Origin of the sequence: Streptococcus sp. 1171_SSPC (genome assembly GCF_001069335.1) — a bacterium.
In the GTDB taxonomy this organism is placed as follows: domain Bacteria; phylum Bacillota; class Bacilli; order Lactobacillales; family Streptococcaceae; genus Streptococcus; species Streptococcus xiaochunlingii.
In genome coordinates, this window is the sequence record NZ_JWAK01000014.1 from 23,994 (window position 1) to 46,139 (window position 22,146).

General features: G+C 45.4%; 14 protein-coding genes. 12 read left to right on the top strand and 2 right to left on the bottom strand.

Translation table 11 applies throughout. The features are described from left to right. The first annotated feature begins 358 nt into the window (after positions 1 to 358). A complete protein-coding gene (locus ADF75_RS01525; RefSeq protein ID WP_048788901.1) occupies positions 359 to 943 on the top strand; it encodes a TMEM175 family protein in 585 nt (194 codons plus the stop codon). Positions 944 to 980: 37 nt separating this feature from the next. On the opposite strand, the gene ADF75_RS01530 is transcribed toward ADF75_RS01525, so the two are convergent. Next, positions 981 to 1,517 carry a TetR/AcrR family transcriptional regulator gene (locus ADF75_RS01530; RefSeq protein ID WP_239665189.1) on the bottom strand — a complete coding sequence of 179 codons (537 nt, stop codon included), beginning with the start codon at positions 1,515 to 1,517 and terminating at the stop codon, positions 981 to 983. A 132-nt stretch (positions 1,518 to 1,649) separates the two neighbouring features. Here ADF75_RS01530 and ADF75_RS01535 point away from each other — a divergent pair, with 132 nt between their 5' ends. The 4 genes from ADF75_RS01535 (at position 1,650) to ADF75_RS01550 (ending at position 7,743) form a co-directional block, all read left to right on the top strand. Further along, positions 1,650 to 2,564, top strand: a complete 915-nt coding sequence (locus ADF75_RS01535) for a cation diffusion facilitator family transporter (protein WP_048788903.1) — start codon at positions 1,650 to 1,652, stop codon at positions 2,562 to 2,564. 111 nt (positions 2,565 to 2,675) lie between these two features. Next, a complete protein-coding gene (locus ADF75_RS01540; protein ID WP_048788904.1) occupies positions 2,676 to 5,201 on the top strand; it encodes an ABC transporter ATP-binding protein/permease in 2,526 nt (841 codons plus the stop codon). A 319-nt stretch (positions 5,202 to 5,520) separates the two neighbouring features. Next, complete coding sequence (gene hemH / locus ADF75_RS01545; protein ID WP_048788905.1) at positions 5,521 to 6,612, top strand: ferrochelatase; 1,092 nt, start codon at positions 5,521 to 5,523, stop codon at positions 6,610 to 6,612. A gap of 93 nt (positions 6,613 to 6,705) precedes the next feature. Continuing rightward, complete coding sequence (locus ADF75_RS01550) at positions 6,706 to 7,743, top strand: zinc-binding dehydrogenase (protein WP_048788906.1); 1,038 nt, start codon at positions 6,706 to 6,708, stop codon at positions 7,741 to 7,743. A 58-nt stretch (positions 7,744 to 7,801) separates the two neighbouring features. Here the strand turns inward: ADF75_RS01550 and ADF75_RS01555 are convergent, their stop codons facing one another. Next, on the bottom strand, positions 7,802 to 10,516 hold the full coding sequence (locus ADF75_RS01555; protein ID WP_048788907.1) for a DEAD/DEAH box helicase family protein: 2,715 nt from the start codon (positions 10,514 to 10,516) through the stop codon (positions 7,802 to 7,804). Positions 10,517 to 10,673: 157 nt separating this feature from the next. On the opposite strand from ADF75_RS01555, the gene ADF75_RS01560 reads away from it, so the two are divergent. From ADF75_RS01560 to ADF75_RS01590, 7 genes are all read left to right on the top strand, one after another. Further along, the gene (locus ADF75_RS01560; RefSeq protein ID WP_048788908.1) at positions 10,674 to 11,438 is read left to right on the top strand and encodes a nucleoside phosphorylase; all 765 of its coding nucleotides are present in this window, start codon (positions 10,674 to 10,676) and stop codon (positions 11,436 to 11,438) included. Between the two features lie 31 nt (positions 11,439 to 11,469). Next, positions 11,470 to 12,852, top strand: coding sequence for a TrkH family potassium uptake protein (locus ADF75_RS01565; protein WP_048788909.1), 1,383 nt, complete (start codon positions 11,470 to 11,472; stop codon positions 12,850 to 12,852). Between the two features lie 9 nt (positions 12,853 to 12,861). Further along, on the top strand, positions 12,862 to 13,536 hold the full coding sequence (locus ADF75_RS01570) for a potassium channel family protein (protein WP_048788910.1): 675 nt from the start codon (positions 12,862 to 12,864) through the stop codon (positions 13,534 to 13,536). A 395-nt stretch (positions 13,537 to 13,931) separates the two neighbouring features. Beyond that, positions 13,932 to 14,696: a CPBP family intramembrane glutamic endopeptidase gene (locus ADF75_RS01575; RefSeq protein WP_048788911.1), complete on the top strand. Its 765-nt coding sequence runs from the start codon at positions 13,932 to 13,934 to the stop codon at positions 14,694 to 14,696. Between the two features lie 135 nt (positions 14,697 to 14,831). Further along, complete coding sequence (gene rexB / locus ADF75_RS01580) at positions 14,832 to 18,110, top strand: ATP-dependent nuclease subunit B (protein WP_048788912.1); 3,279 nt, start codon at positions 14,832 to 14,834, stop codon at positions 18,108 to 18,110. Next, positions 18,107 to 21,790: a helicase-exonuclease AddAB subunit AddA gene (gene addA / locus ADF75_RS01585; protein ID WP_048788913.1), complete on the top strand. Its 3,684-nt coding sequence runs from the start codon at positions 18,107 to 18,109 to the stop codon at positions 21,788 to 21,790. Before rexB ends, addA begins: the two co-directional genes overlap by 4 nt. Further along, positions 21,787 to 22,092 carry a DUF4298 domain-containing protein gene (locus ADF75_RS01590; RefSeq protein ID WP_006596526.1) on the top strand — a complete coding sequence of 102 codons (306 nt, stop codon included), beginning with the start codon at positions 21,787 to 21,789 and terminating at the stop codon, positions 22,090 to 22,092. Before addA ends, ADF75_RS01590 begins: the two co-directional genes overlap by 4 nt. Positions 22,093 to 22,146 lie beyond the last annotated feature (54 nt).

Below are 22,146 nucleotides of genomic sequence, written 5' to 3' on the forward strand. Positions count from 1 at the left end.
CAGCGTAGTAGAGCCCACTCAACCACTGCGTCTTGCTCGACAATCCAAAAACAATTAAGAGGCTAGGACTTTTGTCCCAGCCTCTTTTCTTAGATGAGGGCTAACAAAATCGTAAAAATCAGAGCGATTCTTTTTCGAATGACATGCTAGCACACCTCAAATTTTTTATTGGTTAGGGAACAAGCTAAGTTGTACCGTAGCTTTATTCTTGCTGATTAACAGGAAGGGCTATTATATGATATGGCTCAAATCTATCTTGCTCTTTCTATTTTAATTTTTATCAAAACATGCTATACTAAAACACAGAAATAATGAGCATTTTGTAATGAACTATAGTGAAAGTTGAAAGGATTGGAAGATGAATAAACGACCTCAAATAATGGAAAAGGAACGTTTGGGAGCCTTTATTGACGCTGTACTGGCCATCGTTATGACTATCTTGGTTTTGGAGTTGGAAAAGCCAAAAACATTTGATTTACAAGGATTGTGGGAACTTCGGACAAACTTCTTAGCCTATGGTATTTCTTTCTTTTGGCTAGGAGCTATGTGGGCCAATATTCACGCTGCCTCCCACCTTATTCAAAAAATCAGTCAAAAAACGGTTTGGGCTACCATTGTCATGCTCTTTTTCTCTTCCCTCTTTCCCTATGCGACACAGCTCATAGCGACTCACTTTACGAATGGAACTATGCAGGCCTTTTACGGAGTCATCGTCCTAATGATTACTTTTTCAGTCTTATGGTATTATCGTACGCTTGAGGAGGTAAATGATGGCACAGAAATGTATGGGTTGAATGCAGATCGCCAAAAATGGTTGACCTGGGACATTGGCATTAAGATTCTTGGATTAATCTTGTCCCTGACGATTTTTCCGGCAGGAGTTGGGATTTCAGTCCTAGTGACCCTTATATTTATTGTCATTCCTAAACAATTTAATCCATAAAAAGTCAAAACGAGCCCTTTTGGACTCGTTTTTCTGTTTAATTATGGACATGTAGGATTTCCAAATAAAACTGGATCACTTCTTGTTCGGTGTAAGTCTTGCCTTTTTTCAACCACCAGCTGAGGGTTTCAATGAAGTTGGTGATGACCAGGTGTTTGAGATAGGAGTGGGGGATGTTGGGGTGAAATTGAATCAGTTTCTCAGCTACCATGGGGTAGACGTCGTGCTCCAGTTCTTTTTTCAGTTGCCGGATAAAATAATCATTTTTGGAAAGCAAGAGACTGGTCACATGGTCTTGGTTTTCCTTGAAATGCTGAAAGATATGGGCTAGGTAGTCTTGTGGAGAGAAGTGTTGAGCACGCTCAAATAAATGGTGAAAGAGCTTTTGGCAGAGCTCATCCACTAGTAACTCTTTGCTCTCATAATGGCTGTAAAAGGTCGAACGTCCCACATCAGCCAAGTCAATAATCTCCTGAACGGTGATGGCCTCATAATCTTTTTGATTAAGTAAGTGCAAGAAAGCTTGATAGATAGCTTTTCTAGTTTTGGTAATACGACGATCCTGTGTTGTCATATGGACACTTTGAACAAATTGTTCAGAAACGTACATCCTAAACAGTTTGCCCCTATCCTTTCTTTTTAGAGTTAGAGATAATATTAGTTAGAAGATAATACTATTGCTATTATACCAAAGGAAGGTGAAAAAATGGGTTCAAAACGTGCTGTTTGGCTGGCTTTTTTCTTGAATCTAAGCTTTGCCATTGTTGAGTTTATTGCAGGGGGAATCTTTGGCTCCAGTGCAATATTAGCGGATGCCATCCATGACTTGGGAGATGCCTTAGCTATTGGCATTTCTGCTTTTCTAGAAAGTATTTCCAATCGGGTGGAGGACAGTCGCTATACCCTAGGCTACAAGCGTTTTAGCCTCTTAGGCGCCATTCTGACGGCAGTCATCCTCATTACAGGCTCCACTCTCGTTATTTTAGAGAATATCAGCAAATTCATTGAGCCACAACCAGTGGATCATGAGGGGATGCTTTGGTTGGGGGTCATTGCGATTGCCATAAATCTAACAGCCAGTCTCATTGTCCGCAAGGGGCAGACCAAGAATGAATCCATCTTGAGTCTCCATTTCCTTGAGGATACACTAGGTTGGCTAGCTGTGATAGTCGTCGCCATTATTTTGCGGTATACGGACTGGTATTTCCTAGATCCCCTCTTGTCTCTTGCTATTTCCTTCTTTATTCTGTCCAAAGCCATTCCACGTTTTTGGAGCACGCTCAAGATTTTCCTGGATGCTGTGCCAGAAGGGGTAGATATCAAGCAAGTTAAGAATGACTTAGAGCAGTTGGACAATGTCGCTAGTATCAATCAGCTTAATCTTTGGACCATGGATGGACTAGAGAAAAATGCTATTGTTCATGTTTGTCTCAAACGGATGGAAGACATGGAAGTCAGTAAAACAGCTATCCGTCACTATCTAAAGGACATTGGCTTTCATAATATTACCATCGAAGTGGATAGCAATCAAGCTAGCCATGCCTGCCATAAACGGGATATCCATGCTATAGAGAGTCCGAGCGGACATGAACACCATCACCATCACCATCACCATCATTAATGGACATCGATCATTCCTTTGTTGAGGTTATTTTAGAAATCATCGATTTAATATATTGACTCCCAATTCAAATTGTGATAGACTACTCATATTTATGAAAGGATCGAGTATATGTTACAACTACAACGTATTTCAAAAGTTTATTATACGGGGAATCAAGAGTTTCACGCTTTGAAGGATATCTCGATTCGTTTCCGTGAAAATGAGTTCGTCTCGATTCTCGGACAATCGGGTTCAGGGAAAACCACTCTCTTAAATATCATCGGTGGACTCGACCAATACACATCGGGTGATTTACTCATCCAAGGAAAATCAACCAAGCAATTTAAAGACCGCGATTGGGATAGCTACAGAAACCACACGATTGGGTTCGTCTTCCAATCCTATAATCTGATTGGTCACCAAACGGCACTCTCAAACGTCGAGATTGCGATGACACTCTCTGGTGTTTCCAAAACGGAACGCAAGAAACGTGCCATCGAAGCACTTGAACGCGTTGGCCTAAAAGATCATTTATATAAGAAACCAAGCCAAATGTCTGGCGGACAAATGCAGCGAATCGCGATTGCGCGTGCTCTTGTCAATAATCCTAAAGTCGTATTAGCTGATGAGCCAACAGGAGCGCTCGATTCTGAGACTTCTGTTCAAATCATGGAGTTATTAAAAGACATCGCCAAGGAACGTCTAGTGATCATGGTGACGCATAACCCAGAACTGGCGAAAACCTACTCTACACGTATCGTACAAGTATTAGATGGAAATATCTTAAGCGACTCGAATCCATACGAACCAACAGAGGAAGCCAAACAAAGTGACATTCAGTTCACGAAGACGAAGATGAGCTTTCTGACGGCTTTGGCCCTTTCGTTTAATAACCTATTGACGAAGAAAGGTCGGACATTTCTGACTGCCTTTGCCGGTTCTATCGGGATTATCGGGATTGCCCTTATCCTGGCCCTCTCGAACGGTGTGAGCGACTACGTGAAGAAGGTGCAAGAAGACACTCTCGTCTCTTTGCCATTGACGATTAGCGAGCAGAACCAGAGTAATCTGATGGCAACCTCTCCAGACTTGAGTGAAAAGCCTTATAGGGATAAAAACGAACTCGGTGTCAATACGCTTTTAACGAATCTATTGAAAAAACAAATCGGGAAAAATGACCTCGCGTCCTTCAAAACCTACTTGGATAAACACGCTTCAGAAGTCGCACACCTTACAAAAGATATTCGTTACCAGTACAATTTACAACCCTATATTTACGCCAGTGACACCTCCAACGGTCCAAAGAGCATTCTTCCGTCTAACCTCGCGGACGAAGTCGATACGGCCAACCAAACAATTAAAGGCTATTTGCAAAACATCGACTACTGGAGCCAACTGTCGAGCGACCAGAAGATGCTGAATGCGCAATATGATGTGCTAGAAGGTCGCCTTCCGAAGGATAAATCTGAAATCGTCCTGATCGTGGATGAAGAGAACCAAATCAGTGACCTGCTCCTTTATAGCTTACGCATCAAAGACCCTAGCGAATTAAACGATGCGAAGAAACTGGATGAACTCAAATCCCAAACCTATCAGTATAGGGATTTCATTGGAAAAACTTTCAAAGCTGTTGTCAACACGAACCGCTTCGTCAAAGAAAACAACCAATGGATGAATAAAATTGACGACGAAGCCTATATGAAGACGCAAATCGAGAATGGCCTCGAGCTTAAAATTGTCGGCGTTCTTCGTCAAAAAGAAGGCACCAGTTCTGGGGTGAACTCTCCTTCTGGTGGGGTGGCTTATACAAGCGCCCTTATCGATTACACTTCTGAACAAATTCAAAACAGTGACATCGTGAAGGAGCAAGAAGCCAACCCAACTATCAATGTATTTACTGGAAAAGAATTTGCCAAAGATCCAAAACCGTTCAATTCGGCTGATTTAACCGAAGAAGAAAAAATCAAGTTGGTCAAATTGACGCCTGAACAACAAGCACAATATATCCAACAATACAACGAAAACTCGGCTGCCACTTACGAGGAAAATCTCGCGAAATTGGGTGTCATCGACAAATCCAAACCGGCTGCCATCGAGTTCTACACCTCTTCCTTCCAACAAAAACAAGAGTTGAAGGACTTCATCAACGCTTATAACACGGCGAAAAAAGACGCTGGCGAAGACGACAAAGTGCTCGCCTACTCCGACGATATTCAAACCATCATGTCTTCGATTACGACAATGGTGGGCGTGATTACAACCGTACTCGTTGGTTTCGTAGCCATCTCGCTCATCGTATCATCGATTATGATTGCAATTATCACCTACATCTCGGTTCTCGAACGTACAAAAGAAATCGGAATCTTACGTGCAATGGGGGCTTCGAAGAAAGACATCCGTCGCATCTTCACCGCCGAAACAGCCATCGAAGGATTTATTTCCGGGGTGCTCGGTATCGGAATTACACTCCTTGCAACACTTCCAATCAATGCCGTCGTTGCGAAAATGACTAACGTGGAAAACGTAGCGCAGTTACCATGGGAAGCCGCGCTTATCCTCATCGGTATCTCCATTGTATTAACCATGTTAGCCGGTCTCATCCCTTCACGCATCGCCGCAAAGAAAGACCCAGTGGAATCTTTGCGTAGCGAATAAAAGCTGTAAACAATAAAGTGGATAGAAGAATGTTTCTTTATCCACTTTTTCTATTGTGTAGAAATTCTTAGAAAGGGATTCAAACCTTCTCTCCTTACATGAAAGATGGTCATTTCAAATAGATGTTGTTTTCAAAGAATAATACAGTATCGGATTGGACATGAAAAGATATTTGTTCCACTTTCTTTGAATGATTTCTTTTAATAGCTTGTGTATTTACCTAGAAAATTAGTTTCTTCTTCCAAATGATTTATAAAAGAGTTCCCTAAAGTAAGCCTTTTCATGATAAAATAGAACAAATGTAGAACAAGGAGTAATTATGAGTAAGAGAGCTGTGTTGATGATGACCTTTGGGTCACCAGAAGAGATTACCTATGAAGGAGTAGCGGAGTTTTTCACGAATATCCGACGTGGTGTTCGTCCTGAACCACATGAAATTCAGACTTTATATGACAATTACGTCCGAATCGGTGGAACCCCACTCCAAAGGATAACTAGAGAAGAAGTGGACATGGTTGCTACTACTCTTGGAAATCAAGCGTCGGTTTACTTTGCTAATAAATTTTCCCGCCCTTTTATCACTGATGTAATCAAAGAGATGGAGAATGACGGAATTGAAGAATGTTTGTGCTTGATTTTAGAGCCTCATTATTCTTACTATTCTGTCATGGGCTATGAAAAATTTTTAGAAAGTGGTCAGATAAAGTTCCAAATTATCAAGGACTGGTACCGCGAACCTGACCTACTCCACTATTGGGCTGATGAAATCCAAAAGATTTTAGATCAGATTGGAGACGACAGTTATAAGGTGATTTTTTCAGCCCACAGTGTTCCAGTTTTGGCAATAGATTTCGGTGACCCCTATATCGACCAGATTTATGACAATAGTCGCATGATTGCAGAGATTTTAGGGCTTGAAGAGGATCAGTACACCAATACTTGGCAGAGTGAGAGTGATATAGGTATTCCTTGGATTAAACCAGATGTCTTAGAATATCTGCGAGATGAGAGTGAACATCCGAACCACTATATTTTTGTTCCGATTGCCTTTATTAGTGAGCATATTGAGGTTCTTTTTGATAATGATGTGGAGTGTAAGGAGCTATGCCAAGAGCTCGGAGTGGCTTATCACCGACCTCCTATGCCAAATAGCGATTCACGACTGATTAAAGCTCTTCTGTCAACCATTCAGTCTCATATAGATGGTGACTATAGTGACTATCAACCTCAGCTAGAGACTTTTGATGAGTTGGAAGCTCCTTCAAGTATAGGTCAGATTTTGGAAGCAGAAAAAGATATTCAGATGCCTGATTTCGTCAAAAAATTGATTGCTAAAAAAGGTCGAGAGAATGTCAAGATGCCCTATCTAGTTAAGAAAATGCTAGAAAAAAAGTATGGGAAAAAAATATGATTAAATGATGGAGTTTGAAAGCAGGAAGTGGGCTAGTGCTCGATAAAAAGTGTATACTATAGGTAAGTAAGCAATAGAAAGTAGGTTGTTCCTATGAAGAAAACAGTCTATACAAAAGCTGGGCAAGTGGGCCTTGTAGAAGTGGAGCGTCCACACATAGAAGCACCGGATGATGTCATTCTCCGCATCGTTCGTACCTGTGTCTGTGGATCTGATCTCTGGCGCTACCGCAATCCAGATATTGAAGCGGGTCATCAAAATAGTGGCCACGAAGCTATTGGGATCGTTGAAGAAATCGGAGAAGCTATTACAACGGTGAAACCGGGAGACTTTGTCATCGCCCCTTTCACTCATGGTTGTGGGGAGTGTGATGCTTGTAGTGCTGGCTATGACGGGACCTGTGACCGCCATATCGGCACCAACTGGTCTGATGGGGTTCAAGCAGAGTACATGCGCTTTGAATACGCCAACTGGGCCCTTGTCAAAATCCCTGGGCAACCATCTGATTATACAGAAGCCATGCTCAAATCCTTCTTGACGCTAGCAGATGTCATGCCGACGGGCTACCATGCAGCGCGTGTGGCTGATGTGAAACGGGGCGACAAAGTGGTTGTCATCGGGGACGGAGCCGTGGGGCAATGTGCGGTTATCGCAGCCAAAATGCGGGGAGCTTCACAGATTGTCCTTATGAGCCGTCACCAAGATCGTCAACAAATGGCTTTGGAATTTGGTGCGACAGCAGTCGTAGCGGAGCGTGGCGAAGAAGGCATTGCCAAGGTCCGTGAAATCCTTGGAGGAGGAGCAGATGCCGCTCTTGAATGTGTCGGTACAGCGGCAGCCGTCGACCAAGCCCTTGGGGTTCTTCACAATGGAGGGCGCTTAGGATTTGTCGGTGTCCCTCACTACAATAACCGTGCGCTTGGTTCGACCTTTGCGCAAAACATTTCAGTGGCAGGTGGAGCAGCCTCTGTCACCACCTATGACAAGCAGTTCTTGCTCAAGGCCGTCCTTGATGGCGACATCAATCCAGGTCGCGTCTTCACCCATAGCTATAGCTTGGATGAGATTGATCAAGCTTATAAAGATATGGATGAACGCAAGACCATTAAGGCTATGATTGTGCTTGAGTAATGAAAAAGTCTAGTAGAAATGAAACTACTAGACTTTTCTTTTATTGTGAAATAAATTCTTATTTCAAATCCGACATCACTTGTTTCTTGGTGAAGGTGCGCTCTTGTTTGTTAGCTAAGGCCTTGATGCGAGCATCTAGGAGAATGGCGCGACCTTCCGCACTTCGGGTATAGACGAGGTCATACTTACCCAGGCTCTTTCGGATTTGCTCCACAAAGGCTTGAGCATCCTCTTTTCGTTTGTCAAAGAGGCTTGGTACAGCGAAATATTCTGTCTGATCGGACACCTTTTCCTGCGCTTTCAAGATATAGCGCTGATTTTCAATCGGTGCAAAAAACTCAATCATAGTTTGCGAGAAGAGTTCTTTCTCTCGCATGGTTCCGCCCTTCAAATAGATCAGCGTGTTGATGGCATCCTTTCTGTCTCGTACGACTTGGATACGGGTCTCCTGGGTTTGAATCTGCCCAGAAAGGAGCAGAGCTTGGTGGATAGCCTGGCCAAAGACTTCTAGCCGTTTATACGGACTCTTATAGAGATAGTAGCGGAGCCAAGCAAGGAGTGCGGGGACAGCTAGGAAGAATAGAAGAATAAGAGACGCTTTATTTCCTCCTCCTCTACGTGAATAGTAAATCAGGTTGGCGAAAGCATCGGTCAAAGCAGCGGCCGTCAGCCAGCGAGCTAGCTTCCTGGCGTCAAAAAATAGGGCCAGGGGCAGGAAGTGTTTATCCACTTGGACCTCATTTGCAATCTCCATATTCTCCAGAATCGGAAGGGCTTTTTGCCAGCCGTCTCGGAGTTCTTGACGATGGGTGGAGCGCTCTAAGGTCTCTTCATTGAGTTTTTGCAAGTGTTTTTTGGTATAGCGGATATTGTCAAAGGCTAGACGTTCGATACCGGATTCGATAAAGGGCTCCTTGTAATGGAGACCTAAAAATTGCTTCATCCGTCTTTCTAAGAGCTCCAGATCAGGACTGTATTCTTTCAACTGATCAGTGATGGCTTCGATTTTTTCCTTTTCAAGATCGGACTTTTCATACCATTTCTTTAGGGAAAGATTGATGGAGACCAGGTGCCAGATGTTACTAGTTTTGTCTGGATCCTCAGGCCATACTCTGATGGCACGACCTCGCATTTGGTTGCTGAGCATAAAGCTACCGACAAAGCTCGCTAGGATCAGGGAATTGACGCAGGGAGCATCCCAGCCTTCCCCTAGAAGTGACTTGGTTCCAATGACGACTTGAATGAGCCCTTCTTGAAAGAGCTGGGTCACGGCTGTCACCAAATCATGTTGAGAACCGACCAAACGAACCTTGAGAAAGTCATCAGGAGATAATTGGCCGACACTTTGGTAAGTCAACCTGTCTGCTCCAAGAAGTTCTTCTAGTCTTGGCTTAGCGACCGTCGGGATGATGACGATGCTGCCGGTTAAGACAGCGATGGCAGGAGTGGATGCTTGCTCTAAGCTTTCCCTGCGAATGGATTCGAAATAAGAGAGTACTCCTAATTGAGTAAATTGGGCGTCCTTATCCCCGAGATGAACTTCAAAGTCTTGGCGAATGTAGTCTGTTAGGACCAGTTGGCGCAGTTGACTTCCAAGCGCCTGGTATTCCGCCTTGAAAATCTCTCGAACTGCATTGAGTTTTCCGAGGGATTGGTTGAGCAGAAGGTCTTGTTTTTTGTTGCGGACCAGTTTGACTTGTTTTCGATCGATCAAGCTGGCTGCTTTTAATTCATGAAGCAGTTGCTTCTCGTATTCCTCAGGTAGATTGTACCAGTGTGGCACCTGAAAGAACAGACCTTGCAGGAGAATTTCAAGCCAGTCCAGGGTGAAAGTAGGTAGTTTCTTGGCTCCTAAAAGGTCCTGAAAACGTTGGGGAAAGGCGATTCCCTTGCTTCGAAGAAAGATCAGGGTAGCTGAGAGATATTTGGGCTCATTGAGCAATTCATCATCTCTGATCTGACCCGATAAGGCTTGGCAGGTTTGGAGGTATTGGCAAAAGAGGGGATTGGAAGTCAGTTGTTGCAAGAGAGCATTCTTTTGTTGGCTAAAAGCGTCCAACTGCTCTTGCTCTTCCTTGGTTGGAAAGGCAAAGTAGACATAGTCCTGATGGGGACAAAGGGTGTCTTCTTTGACCAATTCGGGAACTGTAATTTCCTCATCAATCTCACCACACATGCGGATATAACGATCCCAAAGGGCAGGGTCTCCTTCATAGGGCGGGGTAGCAGTAAGGGAGATCATTTTTAAGTCAGGGAAGGCTTGACGAAAGGCTTCCAAACTCTTCCACCATTCATTGCGCAAGTGGTGACACTCATCTAAACAAAGGGTCCCGAGTGAGATGTCTTTGAAAGTAGTAAAGATATCAAAGCCTTTGAAATCAAATGTTTCAATCTCTGCCTGGTCATCGGTATCTTCAGCTTGCGATTGACCGACGACTTGGTTCATAGCACTGTGTAGGGCCTGATAGGTAGCCACTGTAATCAGCTTAGGATGTTTTAAATCTTGTGAAATCAGTTGCTCCGCTTGGCTTTCATCACTCAAGAATGCCTGGATAATCCGGTCCACCCATTGTTGACGAATGGTGACCGTAGGAGCCAAGATCAGGGTTGGCTGGCCAAAGCGTCTGATAAATTCGATTCCCAGGGTTGTTTTTCCAGAGCCAGGAGCTGCTACCAAATGCAGGTGGCCATCCGCCATAAAAGCGTCACTCTTATCGAGAACGCGTTTCTGATAGTGTCTCCATTGGCCTGTAAAGGCTAGTTCTTGTAACATTGGTTTCCTCCCTTGTACTGTCCCCATTATATCATAGTTGAAAGTATTCAGTTATATGGGGAGTTGCTGTGGAAGGAAAATAGTCCATTTCGCTATCTCTCCTTGACACAGACTAGATGGGCTTATATAATGTTACAAACAAGTTTGGAGGCAATAGATGATTCATAAACATGAAATTCCTATTTTAGAGTTTGACGACAATCCGCAGGCGGTCATTATGCCGACTCATGAGGGACTAAATCTGCACCTACCTGAAAAATGTGTGTACGCTTTCTTGGAGGATGAGATTGAGCGCTTTGCCAAAGCTGTCGGTTCTGAACAAGTGGCTAGCTTTGTCTCAGCTACCAAGGTTTATCCGGTCTATGTTATGGAGCACCAAGGAGAGGAAATCTGCTTGGCGCAAGCGCCAGTCGGATCAGCACCTGCTGCCCAATTTATGGATTGGTTGATTGGCTATGGAGTGAAGAAGATCATATCGGCAGGTAGCTGTGGCGTCTTGGTGGACATGGAAGAAAATGCCTTCTTGATCCCGACCAAGGCCTTGCGAGATGAGGGAGCCAGTTACCATTATGTAGCGCCTTCCCGTTATATCGAAGTGGATAGTCGAGCACTGATTGCCATTGAAACGGTCCTCAAACAAGCGTCCATTCCTTATCAAGAGGTCATGACTTGGTCGACGGACGGCTTTTATAGAGAGACACCTGACAAGGTGGCCTATCGGATTGAAGAAGGGTGTAGTGTGGTGGAGATGGAGTGCGCCTCGCTTGCGGCAGTCGCCCAGCTTCGTAATGCGGTTTGGGGCTTGCTCTTATTTACCGCAGATTCGCTTGCAGACCTGGAAAATTATGACCAGCGTGACTGGGGTTCAGAAGCTTTCGAGAAGGCCTTAGAATTGTGCCTAGAAATGGTTCATCACTTGTAGGTCTATTCTCTTTTTATGATACAATGAAGCTATGTTAGTCAAATCATTTTTTAAACAATGGCAGTCCAAGATTAAAGGCCTGTCTCCAGCAAGGCGGATCTTTCTCAGTTTTGCCTTGGTTATCATAATCGGCTCGCTCTTACTGAGTCTGCCTTTTGTCCAGCAAGCAAGCTCAACAGCAGGCTATGTCGACCATCTTTTTACAGCGGTCTCTATGGTCTGTGTGACAGGGCTTTTTACCCAGTCGGTGGCTTCGACCTATAATGGCTGGGGGCAACTCATCTGTATGCTTTTGATCCAGATCGGAGGCCTGGGGATTTTGACCTTTATCGGTCTCTTCTTTATGGAAAGTCGGCAAAAGCTCAGTTACAAAGACCGGCAGACCATCCGGGACAGTTTTAGCTTTAGCAATAACCAGAGCTTGGCCCATTTTGTGCGCTCCATCTTCATTACCACCTTTACCATCGAAGGACTGGGGGCCTTACTCCTCATGATTCGCTTCATTCCTCGCTTCGGCTTGGGTCATGGGATCTTTAACTCTATCTTTGTCGCGGTTTCCGCCTTTTGTAATGCGGGCTTTGATAATTTTGGGGGCGATAGTATGATGAGTTTCCAGACCGATTGGTTGGTCAACCTAACCTTGTCTGCTCTGATCATTACTGGAGGCTTGGGCTTTATGGTTTGGTTTGACCTGGCCACCAAGGCCCGCAACCAATCCGGACGACGGACTCTTCGCTTCCATACCAAGGTGGTCCTCTGGTTAACGGCTGCGATTCTCCTCTTTGGGACAGTAACCAGTCTCTTGACCGAGTTTAATAATCCGGCAACCATTGGCTCTCTTCCATTGGGAGAGAAGATTTTGGTCAGCTTTTTCCAGACCGTCAGCATGCGGACGGCTGGTTTTGCCTCTTTAGATTATACAGCAGTCCGGCCAGTGACACTTTTTATCTATCTCTTGCAGATGTTTTTGGGTGGAGCACCAGGCGGGACAGCAGGAGGGATGAAGATCACCACTTTCCTGGTCCTCTTGCTTCTGGCTCGGAAGGAATTGTTGGGGCTACCGCATACTAACTTGGGAAAACGGACGATTTCACCAAACATTGTTCAACGTTCCTTTGGGACGGCGGTGATTTTCCAGTTGACCTTTCTTCTTGGTTTGCTAGGACTTTGTCTCGTGACACCAGACGGTCAACGCTTCCTGTATTTGGTCTTTGAGGTGGTATCGGCTCTAGCGACTGTCGGAGTGACGGCTAATGTGACCTCAACCTTAAATGGAGCGGGACTAGGCATCATCATGGTCCTCATGTTTATCGGTCGGATCGGTCCCTTGACCCTCATGGTCAGCTTGAACAATTACAAAGCCAAGAAGGCAGATGCCTTGCAGTATGCCAAGGCAGACATTATTATCGGATAGGAGAGACTTATGGCAAATCGAACCATTGGAATTCTGGGATTAGGGATTTTTGGACAGAGTGTCTTAAAAACCTTGCAGGACCAGGATGTGGATATCATTGCAATTGACGATCACGAAGATGTAATCAATCAGTATGAATCTATGATTACAACTGGAATTGTTGGAGACATTACGGAAATGGACCTCCTGGATGCAGCAGATATTGGGAACTGCGACACAGTCGTGATCGCGACGGGTGAAAACTTGGAGTCCAGTGTGCTGGCGGTCATGCACTGTAAGGCACTTGGGGTTGAGCGAGTCATTGCCAAGGTCAAGAATGAAGTGACCAAGGAAGTCCTTGAGAAGATTGGGGCTGATTTGGTCATCCTACCAGAGGTAGAAGCGGGGATGTCCCTAGCTAAGATGATCCTCTTCCAACACGGGATTGAAGTCTTCCAGTTGGATGAAGCAGTGGTGGTAGCCGAGTTCACGGTTCCAGCTAGCTGGGTAGGAAAAAGCCTTCAAGACTTGGCTGTCAGAGAAGAGTATCATCTCAATATTATTGGTTATCGAAACGCGGAAGACCAGCCTTTGCGAAGTCAGATTGGTCCCGACTTTATCTGGCCAGAAGGGGTGCGCGTGATGGCGGTGACAGACAACCAGTATCTGGATAGAATCCAAGACCTCTTAGAGGAAACAAACTAGGAAAACTGTTTTATATATAAATTAACCTAGATATTATTCTTCAAAGAAATCAGCTATTTCTTATTTTAAAGTCTTTTCAGTAATGATTTAAATTTTCCGCTGTGAGAAAAGTGCCTGAAACTCAATTGTTTCAGGCACTTGGGAGTTTTGAAACATTAGGTTCAAAACTAAGTCATGGAACTTCCTGAATTGCTGAAATCATCCACTGGATAATTTCACCTAACGTCCGCCCTCACCTAAGGAAAGTTATTAATAAATTTTATTTTCATATTGAAATAACAGCAAGTTTTTTATAACAAATTTATTACTAACTAAGAATTAAAGTTTCTTTAAGCATATTCTACTATAGTAGAACTATCAAAAACACTTCCATTATGGGAATAGAAGGATGAATGATGAAAATTTTAAAGTTGATACGACCTGAAAAGCCTTTAAAAGAGCTTAATTGGTTTGATATCGCTATTGTGACTGCGATCATGTTTGGGCAGTTTATTGTTTGGTCTACAGAACTCTTCCTTACCAGTCTTCAGCCAGTCGCCCAAACCGTCACCGCAGCTACTGAAACGGCTACCAATACAGCTAGGGATGGGGCAGCATACTCGAGCAACTTTACCCTGCAGATCATCTTATTAACTCTCGCCTTGGCCTACTTGCTTCTACGGAATTTCGATTTTAAACAGCTTCCGGTTCGCTTTAAATGGTCCGTCCTCTTTTGGGTGCCTTTGATCTTTGCCATTGTTGGTCTGTTTGGGGATATCGTGACAACGGTGAGTGGAGAGTACGATTACTTCAATATCAATCTCCTCCCTTATATCGATCCCATGCAGATTATTCACAAGTTCTTAGCGCTTAGTCCCATGGCGATTGCTTATGCCTTGCTGAATGGTTTCTACGAAGAGTTCTTCTTCTTGGGAGTCATGACATCTGTTAATGACAAGTACAAGTGGTGGGGACTGGCTTATTCGACCTTGATTAGGATCTCCTTCCATACCTACCAAGGTTTGCTTTGGGCAGTGGTAATCGGTGTCATCTATGGACTTTTCTACTATGTCCTCTACAAGAAGGTGATCAAAAACCTCTTGCCATTCTTCCTCATGCATGCTTTGGCCGATATGTTTGGCTCTAGCATCCTCTATCTTTTAATCAACTGGGGAAGTTAAAAAAATAGTTGAAAAACTGGACATGTTGTCCGGTTTATTTAACTGCTCTGAATCACCTGAATGATGGGAAAATCCCTGTAGAAAAGGCGCAAAGATGGTATAATAGAACTATCATTTTACAGGAATCATAACATTATGAAATTAGTCTATACAGATATTCGAACCCCTTTAACCCAGGTCTTGGTGGATGAGGCCAATCGATTGGTTGAAGAAGGGAAGCGGGTCTTTTATATCGCACCCAACTCTCTATCTTTTGAGAAGGAGCGCAAAGTCTTGCAACTCCTAGACCAGAAGGCTTCTTTTGCCATCACCACTACGCGCTTTGCTCAGATGGCACGCTATTTTACACTTAATGAAAGCCACCAGCAGCAGTCGCTCGATGATATCGGTCTTGGCCTGCTCTTTTTTAAGGTCCTTTCTCAGATGCCGGATGAAGAGCTCAAGGTTTATGCCCGTCTTAAGAAGGATCCTCAGTTTATCCAACAATTGATCCAGCTCTTTCATGAGTTGCAGACGGCCCAGATGACAGCATCCGACTTGGATGCCTTGCCAGATCAGGAGAAGAGAGAAGACTTGATCCATATCTTGAAGGCTGTTCAAGACCAGTTAGTTGCAGGTTCTTTTGAGTCTGAGTCTAAGTTGGCTAGTTTTGCCTCTCATCTTATCAAGGGAGATTTGGATGAGGAGTTGAAAGACTTGGCCCTTGTAATTGACGGTTTTACGCGTTTCTCAGCCGAGGAGGACTACCTGGTTCATTTACTGCACGACAAGGGCGTCGAGATCATTATTGGAGCATACGCCAGTGAGAAAGCCTATCGCTCGACCTTTCGTGAAGGAAACCTCTACCAGGCTAGTGTCGACTTCTTGCTAGACTTGGCTAGGACCTACCAGGTCACACCAAGCTACGTCGGTCAAGGAAAAGAGGATGCCTTTAGCCGCATGACGCGGATCTTGGAAGCTCGCTATGACTTTACAGAGGTCGATATAGAGCTGTCTGATCAAGATCGAGAAGCAGTAGAGATTTGGACTTGTAATCATCAAAAGGAAGAGCTAGAAGCCGTCGCCCGCTCCATTCGCCAGCGCCTCTATGAGGGCGCACGGTACAAAAACATTCGGGTCCTCTTAGGAGATGTGGATGCTTATCAGCTCCAGCTCAAAACCATCTTTGACCAGTACCAGATTCCCTTTTACCTTGGAAAGAGTGAATCCATGGCCCAGCATCCCCTGGTCCAATGGGTGGAATCCTTGGACCGTCTTCGTCGCTATCGGTTTTTGACCGAGGATGTGGTCAATCTCTTGAAGACAGGGCTTTATGGAACGCTAACACGAGAGGATATCGACCATTTTGAACAATATGTTCGTTTTGCAGAGATCAAGGGTCTGGCTGCCTTTTCTCGTGACTTTACAGCCAACCACCAGGAAAAATTTGACCTAGAGCGTCTCAATCAGATTCGCCAGCAAGTCATCGGTCCTCTGCAGGATTTTTACAAGACCAAGAGCCAGACTAGCCAGGGACTGCTGAAGAAGTTTGCCCAGTTTTGTCAAGATGCCCAGTTGGCGCAAAACATGCAACAGTTAGCCAGTCGTGGCTCTGAACAGGAAATGGAACGCTATGACCAGGTGTGGAAGTCCTTTAGCCATGTGCTAGAACAATTTGCCCAGGTCTTTGATCAAATCAAGGTGACCTTGGATGACTTTCTTAGCCTCCTCTTATCTGGGATCTTGTTAGCAAGTTATCGGACAGTCCCAGCGACTGTGGATGTGGTGACAGTTCAGTCTTATGATTTGATTGAGCCCTTATCAGCTCCATATGTCTATGCTATTGGTTTGACTCAGGAGCGCTTCCCTAAGATTGCCAAGGACCAATCCTTGCTGACAGATGAGGAGCGTCAGGTCTTGAACCAAGCTTCAGACGACCAGGCTCATCTCCAAATTGCCAGTCAGGACAATTTGCGGAAGAATCGCTTCGTCGCCCTGTCTCTCTTCAATGCAGCTACCAAACAGTTAGTCTTGTCTAGTCCTATTTTAGTCAATGAAGTGGATGACAAGATGTCCCCTTACTTGCTTGAGCTGACCAAGGAACCGCTCAGTCTATCTGTTATTCAGAAGAAGGCAAGTGCCTCTAGTGAAGATATGGGTTCTTATCAAGCCCTCTTAGCACGACTGATTGAATTGCACCAGGGAGAAATTGACCAGGAGTTGAGCAAGGAAGAAGCGACCTTCTGGGCAGTAGCCATTCGCGTCCTTCGGAAGAAATTAGCTTCAGAAGGCTTGCACATTCCGCAAATCAGCCAAAGCTTGACGACCAAGGTCTTAGAGGATGAGACGCTGGAAGTCCTTTATCCTAAAGGGCAGGCTCTCTCTTTATCTGCCTCAGCTCTCAACACCTACTACCAAAACCAATACAGCTATTATCTCCACTATGTCTTGGGCTTGCAGGAGGAGTGGCACTTACGCCCAGACGCGAGAAGTCATGGGAATTTCTTGCACCGAATTTTTGAACGGGTGCTGAAAGAACCTTCAGAGGGGGATTTTGATGAGCGCTTGAACCAGGCCATTCGCGAAACCAGCCAGGAGACAGAGTTCGCCCTCCTTTACCAGGAGAATGCCATGGCAGCTTTTTCAAAAGAATTGCTCCTGGATACAGCTCGGGCGACTGGTCGTGTACTCGCTCACAATGATAGCATCGAAACGATTGGAGAAGAGGCTCTCTTCGGCCGAGAAGATCATCCCTTCTTAACCCTAGAAGATGGCCGTCCCCTCTTGGTCAAGGGCAAGGTCGATCGGATTGATCGTCTTTCCGATACAGGAGCCTTGGGAGTGGTGGACTACAAGTCGAGTGAGACCAAGTTTAACTTTGAGAAGTTCTTTAATGGACTCAACTCCCAGCTACCAACCTATCTCTCTGCTATCCAAGACTTTCAGGCTTTTGATCCTGATAAGGGGATCTTCGGAGCCATGTATTTGCAGATGACTGATCCTTTGGTAGCTCTCAAGGATACCAAGGCGGTCGATGATGCTGTCCAAGCGGTTCTAAAATCCCAACAATACAAGGGACTTTTCTTGGCAGACCAAGCGAACCAACTAGGGGAAAGTTATGAGAAAAACAAGGCCATGTTGCTGAGTCAAGAGGAGCTAGATCTGCTCTTGCTCTACAATGCCCATCTCTATCAACAAGCTGCCGAGGGCATCTTGTCGGGAGACTTTGCTATCAACCCTTATACTGAAAATGGTCGAAGCATTGCTCCGTATGTAGAACAATATAAATCGATTACGGGATTTGAAGCCAATCTCCACCTAGGACAAGCTCGCTTCTTGGAGAAATTGGACCCAAGTCAGTATGATAAACGCCCAGTCGGTGATAAGCTCCGTCAGGCCTGGATAGAAAAAATGAAGGAGGAATTGAATCAATGAAACCACTTGAATTTTTAAGTCCCAGTCAGATTCAAGACCTCCAAATCCAGGAGGTCCAGTCTGACAAGGAACCAAAGCGGACACCTGAGCAGATAGAAGCCATCTATTCGTCAGGAACCAATATCCTAGTCTCAGCTTCGGCTGGTTCTGGGAAGACCTTTGTCATGGTCCAACGGATTCTAGATCAATTGCACAGAGGGATTTCTATTCAGCAATTGTTTATCTCAACCTTTACGGTTAAGGCAGCAACTGAGCTTAAGGAACGGCTGGAAAAAGAGTTGGAGAAGAGCCTCAAGTCTACCAAGGACGAGGAGCTTAAGCACCACCTGGCCCAACAAATTGCAGAATTACCAACTAGTGATATCGGAACCATGGATGCCTTCACGCAGCGACTGGTCTCCAAATATGGCTATTTATTAGGCCTATCGCCGACCTTCCGCATTCTCCAAAGTGCCAGCGAGCAGTCCTTACTCAAGAATGACTGCTTCGAGCAAGTCTTTGAGCGCTTTTATGAGGAGCAAGGGCCTGACCGCCTCTTTAGCCGCTTGGTTAAGAACTTTACAGGCAAGGGCAAGTCGCTAGCTGGTTTTAAGGACCAGGTCTATGCCCTAGTAGACTTCTTACAATCCACTGCGGATCCTCTCGCCTGGTTGGAGGAGTCCTTCCTCAAAGGTTATCAGGATCTGGACTATGATGAAGCCTTGAACCAGTTAGCCCAAGAGGTAAAAGAGCAACTCTTTGAATTGGAATCTTTCTTTGCCTTCCATCTGGCTAATGAAGGACAAGCATTTTCAGGAGCCAAGTACCAAGAAAATGTCACCGCCATTCAAGACTTGATTGCTAGTCTCAATGAGAAATCTAGTCAGGAAGTGATTTTTGAGGTCTTGGAGCGGTTGGTCTTGATCTCCCGTGCCAGCGGAGGACGAAGTCTGACCATCACGACACGAAAAGAAGACCTGAAAGAGTTAGCTACGGCCTTTAATGACGAACGCAAAGAACGCATCGAAGCCTTGCGGGCAGCAGCTTCCCAGCACTACCAATTGACCTATCAGATTCGCTTCAAGGATGAGCCCTTGCCTTTGCTGCTCTTGCTTAGGGATTTTGTCCAAGCTTTCTCGATTGCATATTTAGACCGCAAGAAGCAGGAAAATGCCTTTGAATTTGGCGACATCAGCCATTTTGCTATCCAGATTCTAGAAGAATTTCCTCATATCCGCAGTCTCTATCAGGAGCGCTACCACGAGGTTATGGTCGATGAGTACCAGGATACCAACCATACTCAAGAGCGGATGTTGGAGCTCCTGTCCAATGGCCACAATCGCTTCATGGTGGGAGATATCAAGCAGTCTATCTACCGCTTCCGTCAGGCAGACCCACAGATTTTTAATGACAAGTTTAAGGTCTACCAAGAAGAAGGGGCAGATGGCAAATTGATCCTGCTCAAGGAGAATTTCCGAAGTCATGTAGAGGTCTTAGAAGCGACCAACCATGTCTTTGAACGCCTCATGGATGAGGAAGTTGGAGAAATTCTCTATGACCAGAGCCATCGCTTGATTGCGGGCAATCCGGATAAGAAAGAGCCGACACCGGCCTATGAGACAGAGTTCCTGCTCTATGATAGCAGTCAGGAAGTGGATGAAACAGGTGAAGAAGAGGAGCAAGAAGGGGATAGTCTATCCTCAGGTGAAGTCCTTTTGGTCATCAAGGAAATCATCCGCCTCCACAATGAAGAGGGGGTACCTTTCAAGGATATGACGCTTTTAACCGCTTCTCGGACTCGTAACGACAAGGTACTTTCAGCCTTTGAAGCCTATCAGATTCCTATCGTTGCGGATGGAGGAGAGGCAAACTACCTCCAGTCGGTTGAGGTCATGGTCCTCTTGGATACCCTCCGTACCATTAACAATCCCTTACAGGACTATCCTTTGGTGGCCCTCATGAAATCAGCCATGTTTGAATTTGACGAGGACCAGTTGGCCCGTTTAGCCTTACAGAGAGGTGAAGGCAAAAAAGCAGAGAATCTATATGAGAAACTGCAGCATGCCTTAGACCAGACTGGAAGTGCTCCTCAGTTGATCGATGCGAGCTTAAGAGACAAACTCACTCGCTTTATGGAGACACTAGATGCCTGGCGTGACTACGCCCAGACGCATTCTCTCTATGATCTGCTCTGGAAGATTTATCAGGATCGCCACTATTATGATTATGTGGGTGCCTTACCAAATGGAGCCCAACGGCAGGCCAATCTCTATGCCTTGACCCTTCGGGCAAATGACTTCGAAAGCTCTAGCTTCAAGGGCTTGCCTCGCTTTATTTCCATGATTGATAAGATCTTGGAAAATCAGCACGACTTGGCCAATGTTGCCCAGGCAGTTCCTAAGGATGCTGTCCAGCTTATGACCATCCATAAGAGCAAGGGACTTGAGTTCCCCTATGTCTTTATCCTTAATACCGATAAAAAGTTTGTCGGAAAGGAACTGTCGACAAATGCCGTGATCAGTCGGAAAAATGGGGTGGGCATCAAGTATATTGCGAATCTCCCTGTCGAGTCTGATCAAGAGGGACTTCCTGAGGCCGTTCGATTGGTCATTGAGACCCTGCCTTACCAGCGAAATGTCGAGGAAATTCGTCTGGCTGCCTTATCGGAACAGATGCGCCTTCTCTATGTCGCTATGACCCGGGCAGAGCGCAAGCTTTATCTGGTGGGCAAGGGCCGGCAAGATAAATTGGAAGAGAAAAAATGGGGAGCCAGTGTCAATGGACGCTTAAGTCCAGCTCTTCGCAAGGAAATCAATTGTTTCCAAGACTGGCTCTATGCTATCCAAGCCGTCTTTGCCCAGCAACATTTGGCCTATCAGACACGCTTTGTGACCGACCAAGACTTGACGCCGGAGCAAATCGGTCACTTGGAGGTTAAGACGTCCCTCCCAGTCGATGACCTCAAGGACAATCGCCAATCAGAAGAGATTCGCCGTGCCCTGGATGTCTTAGAATCTGTGGACCGGCTCAACACCCAGTACCAAGCAGCTATCCAACTCCCTAGTGTGCGGACTCCAAGTCAAATCAAAAAATTCTATGAACCTATCCAAGATATCGAAGGAGTGGACCTCATGGAAAAAGTGGACGTCCCCTTACCAAGATTTGAGTTTCCAAAATTCGGCAAGGAAGAAGCTGTGACAGGAGCAACAGTCGGTAGTGCCCTGCACGAACTGATGCAACGGATCCCATTGACGACGATTCCAACCATGGAGATCCTAGCAATGGTCCTCCAAGAGGTCAATGCCAGCCCAGCTGTCAAGGAGCGAATCGACCTTAAGAAGGTCTTGGCCTTCTTCCAGACTGACTTGGGCCAACTTTTGCTCAAGGAGGCAGACAAGGTTCATCGTGAAGCACCCTTTGCCATGCTCAAAACGGATCCAACTAGTGGTCAGGACTTTGTGGTCCGGGGGATCTTAGACGGTTACCTCCTTTTGGAAGATCGGATCCTGCTCTTTGACTACAAGACAGACCGTTACCGCAACCCTCAGGACTTGCTAGATCGTTACCATGCTCAACTGGAGCTCTACGCGGAAGCCCTCCGACGCTCTTATGGGGTGGACCGGCTTGAATCCTATTTGATTTTACTGGGTGGTGAGCAGCTGCAAGTCGTTTCTCTAGCAGATAGAAAGGATCCATCATGACGCCTATCGAACGAATCCAAGAGATGGAAAGCCATCTCAAGGTCTACCAAGGCTTAATCGAAGAGCTTGAAGCCTGTTTGCAACGAGTGGAAGCTGGCCAGTCTCGCTATATCACCCTTCGCGATTACTACACTAGCCAGGTCTACATGGAGGATGTCGAACTGTCCAATCAACCAGACTTTCCTGAAGAGGTCTACTGTGGCGTCTTATCGGAAGATGCCGTCTACGATTTGTTGGACGAGCACTACCAAAAGGCAGTGGAAATGCTAGACCTTGCGACTAAGATGTTAAAAGAACGATAAGAACACAAAAAGAGAGTGGGACAGAAATCGGTAATTCGTTAGAATTCGATTTCG

Excerpts from the sequence above, each read along its gene's own strand:
- hemH (WP_048788905.1), top strand. The coding sequence starts at position 5,521 with ATGAGTAAGAGAGCTGTGTTGATGATGACCTTTGGGTCACCAGAAGAG.
- ADF75_RS01555 (WP_048788907.1), bottom strand. The coding sequence starts at position 10,516 with ATGTTACAAGAACTAGCCTTTACAGGCCAATGGAGACACTATCAGAAA.
- ADF75_RS01540 (WP_048788904.1), top strand. The coding sequence starts at position 2,676 with ATGTTACAACTACAACGTATTTCAAAAGTTTATTATACGGGGAATCAA.
- ADF75_RS01565 (WP_048788909.1), top strand. The coding sequence starts at position 11,470 with ATGTTAGTCAAATCATTTTTTAAACAATGGCAGTCCAAGATTAAAGGC.
- ADF75_RS01550 (WP_048788906.1), top strand. The coding sequence starts at position 6,706 with ATGAAGAAAACAGTCTATACAAAAGCTGGGCAAGTGGGCCTTGTAGAA.
- ADF75_RS01525 (WP_048788901.1), top strand. The coding sequence starts at position 359 with ATGAATAAACGACCTCAAATAATGGAAAAGGAACGTTTGGGAGCCTTT.
- ADF75_RS01560 (WP_048788908.1), top strand. The coding sequence starts at position 10,674 with ATGATTCATAAACATGAAATTCCTATTTTAGAGTTTGACGACAATCCG.
- ADF75_RS01535 (WP_048788903.1), top strand. The coding sequence starts at position 1,650 with ATGGGTTCAAAACGTGCTGTTTGGCTGGCTTTTTTCTTGAATCTAAGC.
- ADF75_RS01590 (WP_006596526.1), top strand. The coding sequence starts at position 21,787 with ATGACGCCTATCGAACGAATCCAAGAGATGGAAAGCCATCTCAAGGTC.
- ADF75_RS01570 (WP_048788910.1), top strand. The coding sequence starts at position 12,862 with ATGGCAAATCGAACCATTGGAATTCTGGGATTAGGGATTTTTGGACAG.
- ADF75_RS01530 (WP_239665189.1), bottom strand. The coding sequence starts at position 1,517 with ATGACAACACAGGATCGTCGTATTACCAAAACTAGAAAAGCTATCTAT.
- addA (WP_048788913.1), top strand. The coding sequence starts at position 18,107 with ATGAAACCACTTGAATTTTTAAGTCCCAGTCAGATTCAAGACCTCCAA.
- ADF75_RS01575 (WP_048788911.1), top strand. The coding sequence starts at position 13,932 with ATGAAAATTTTAAAGTTGATACGACCTGAAAAGCCTTTAAAAGAGCTT.
- rexB (WP_048788912.1), top strand. The coding sequence starts at position 14,832 with ATGAAATTAGTCTATACAGATATTCGAACCCCTTTAACCCAGGTCTTG.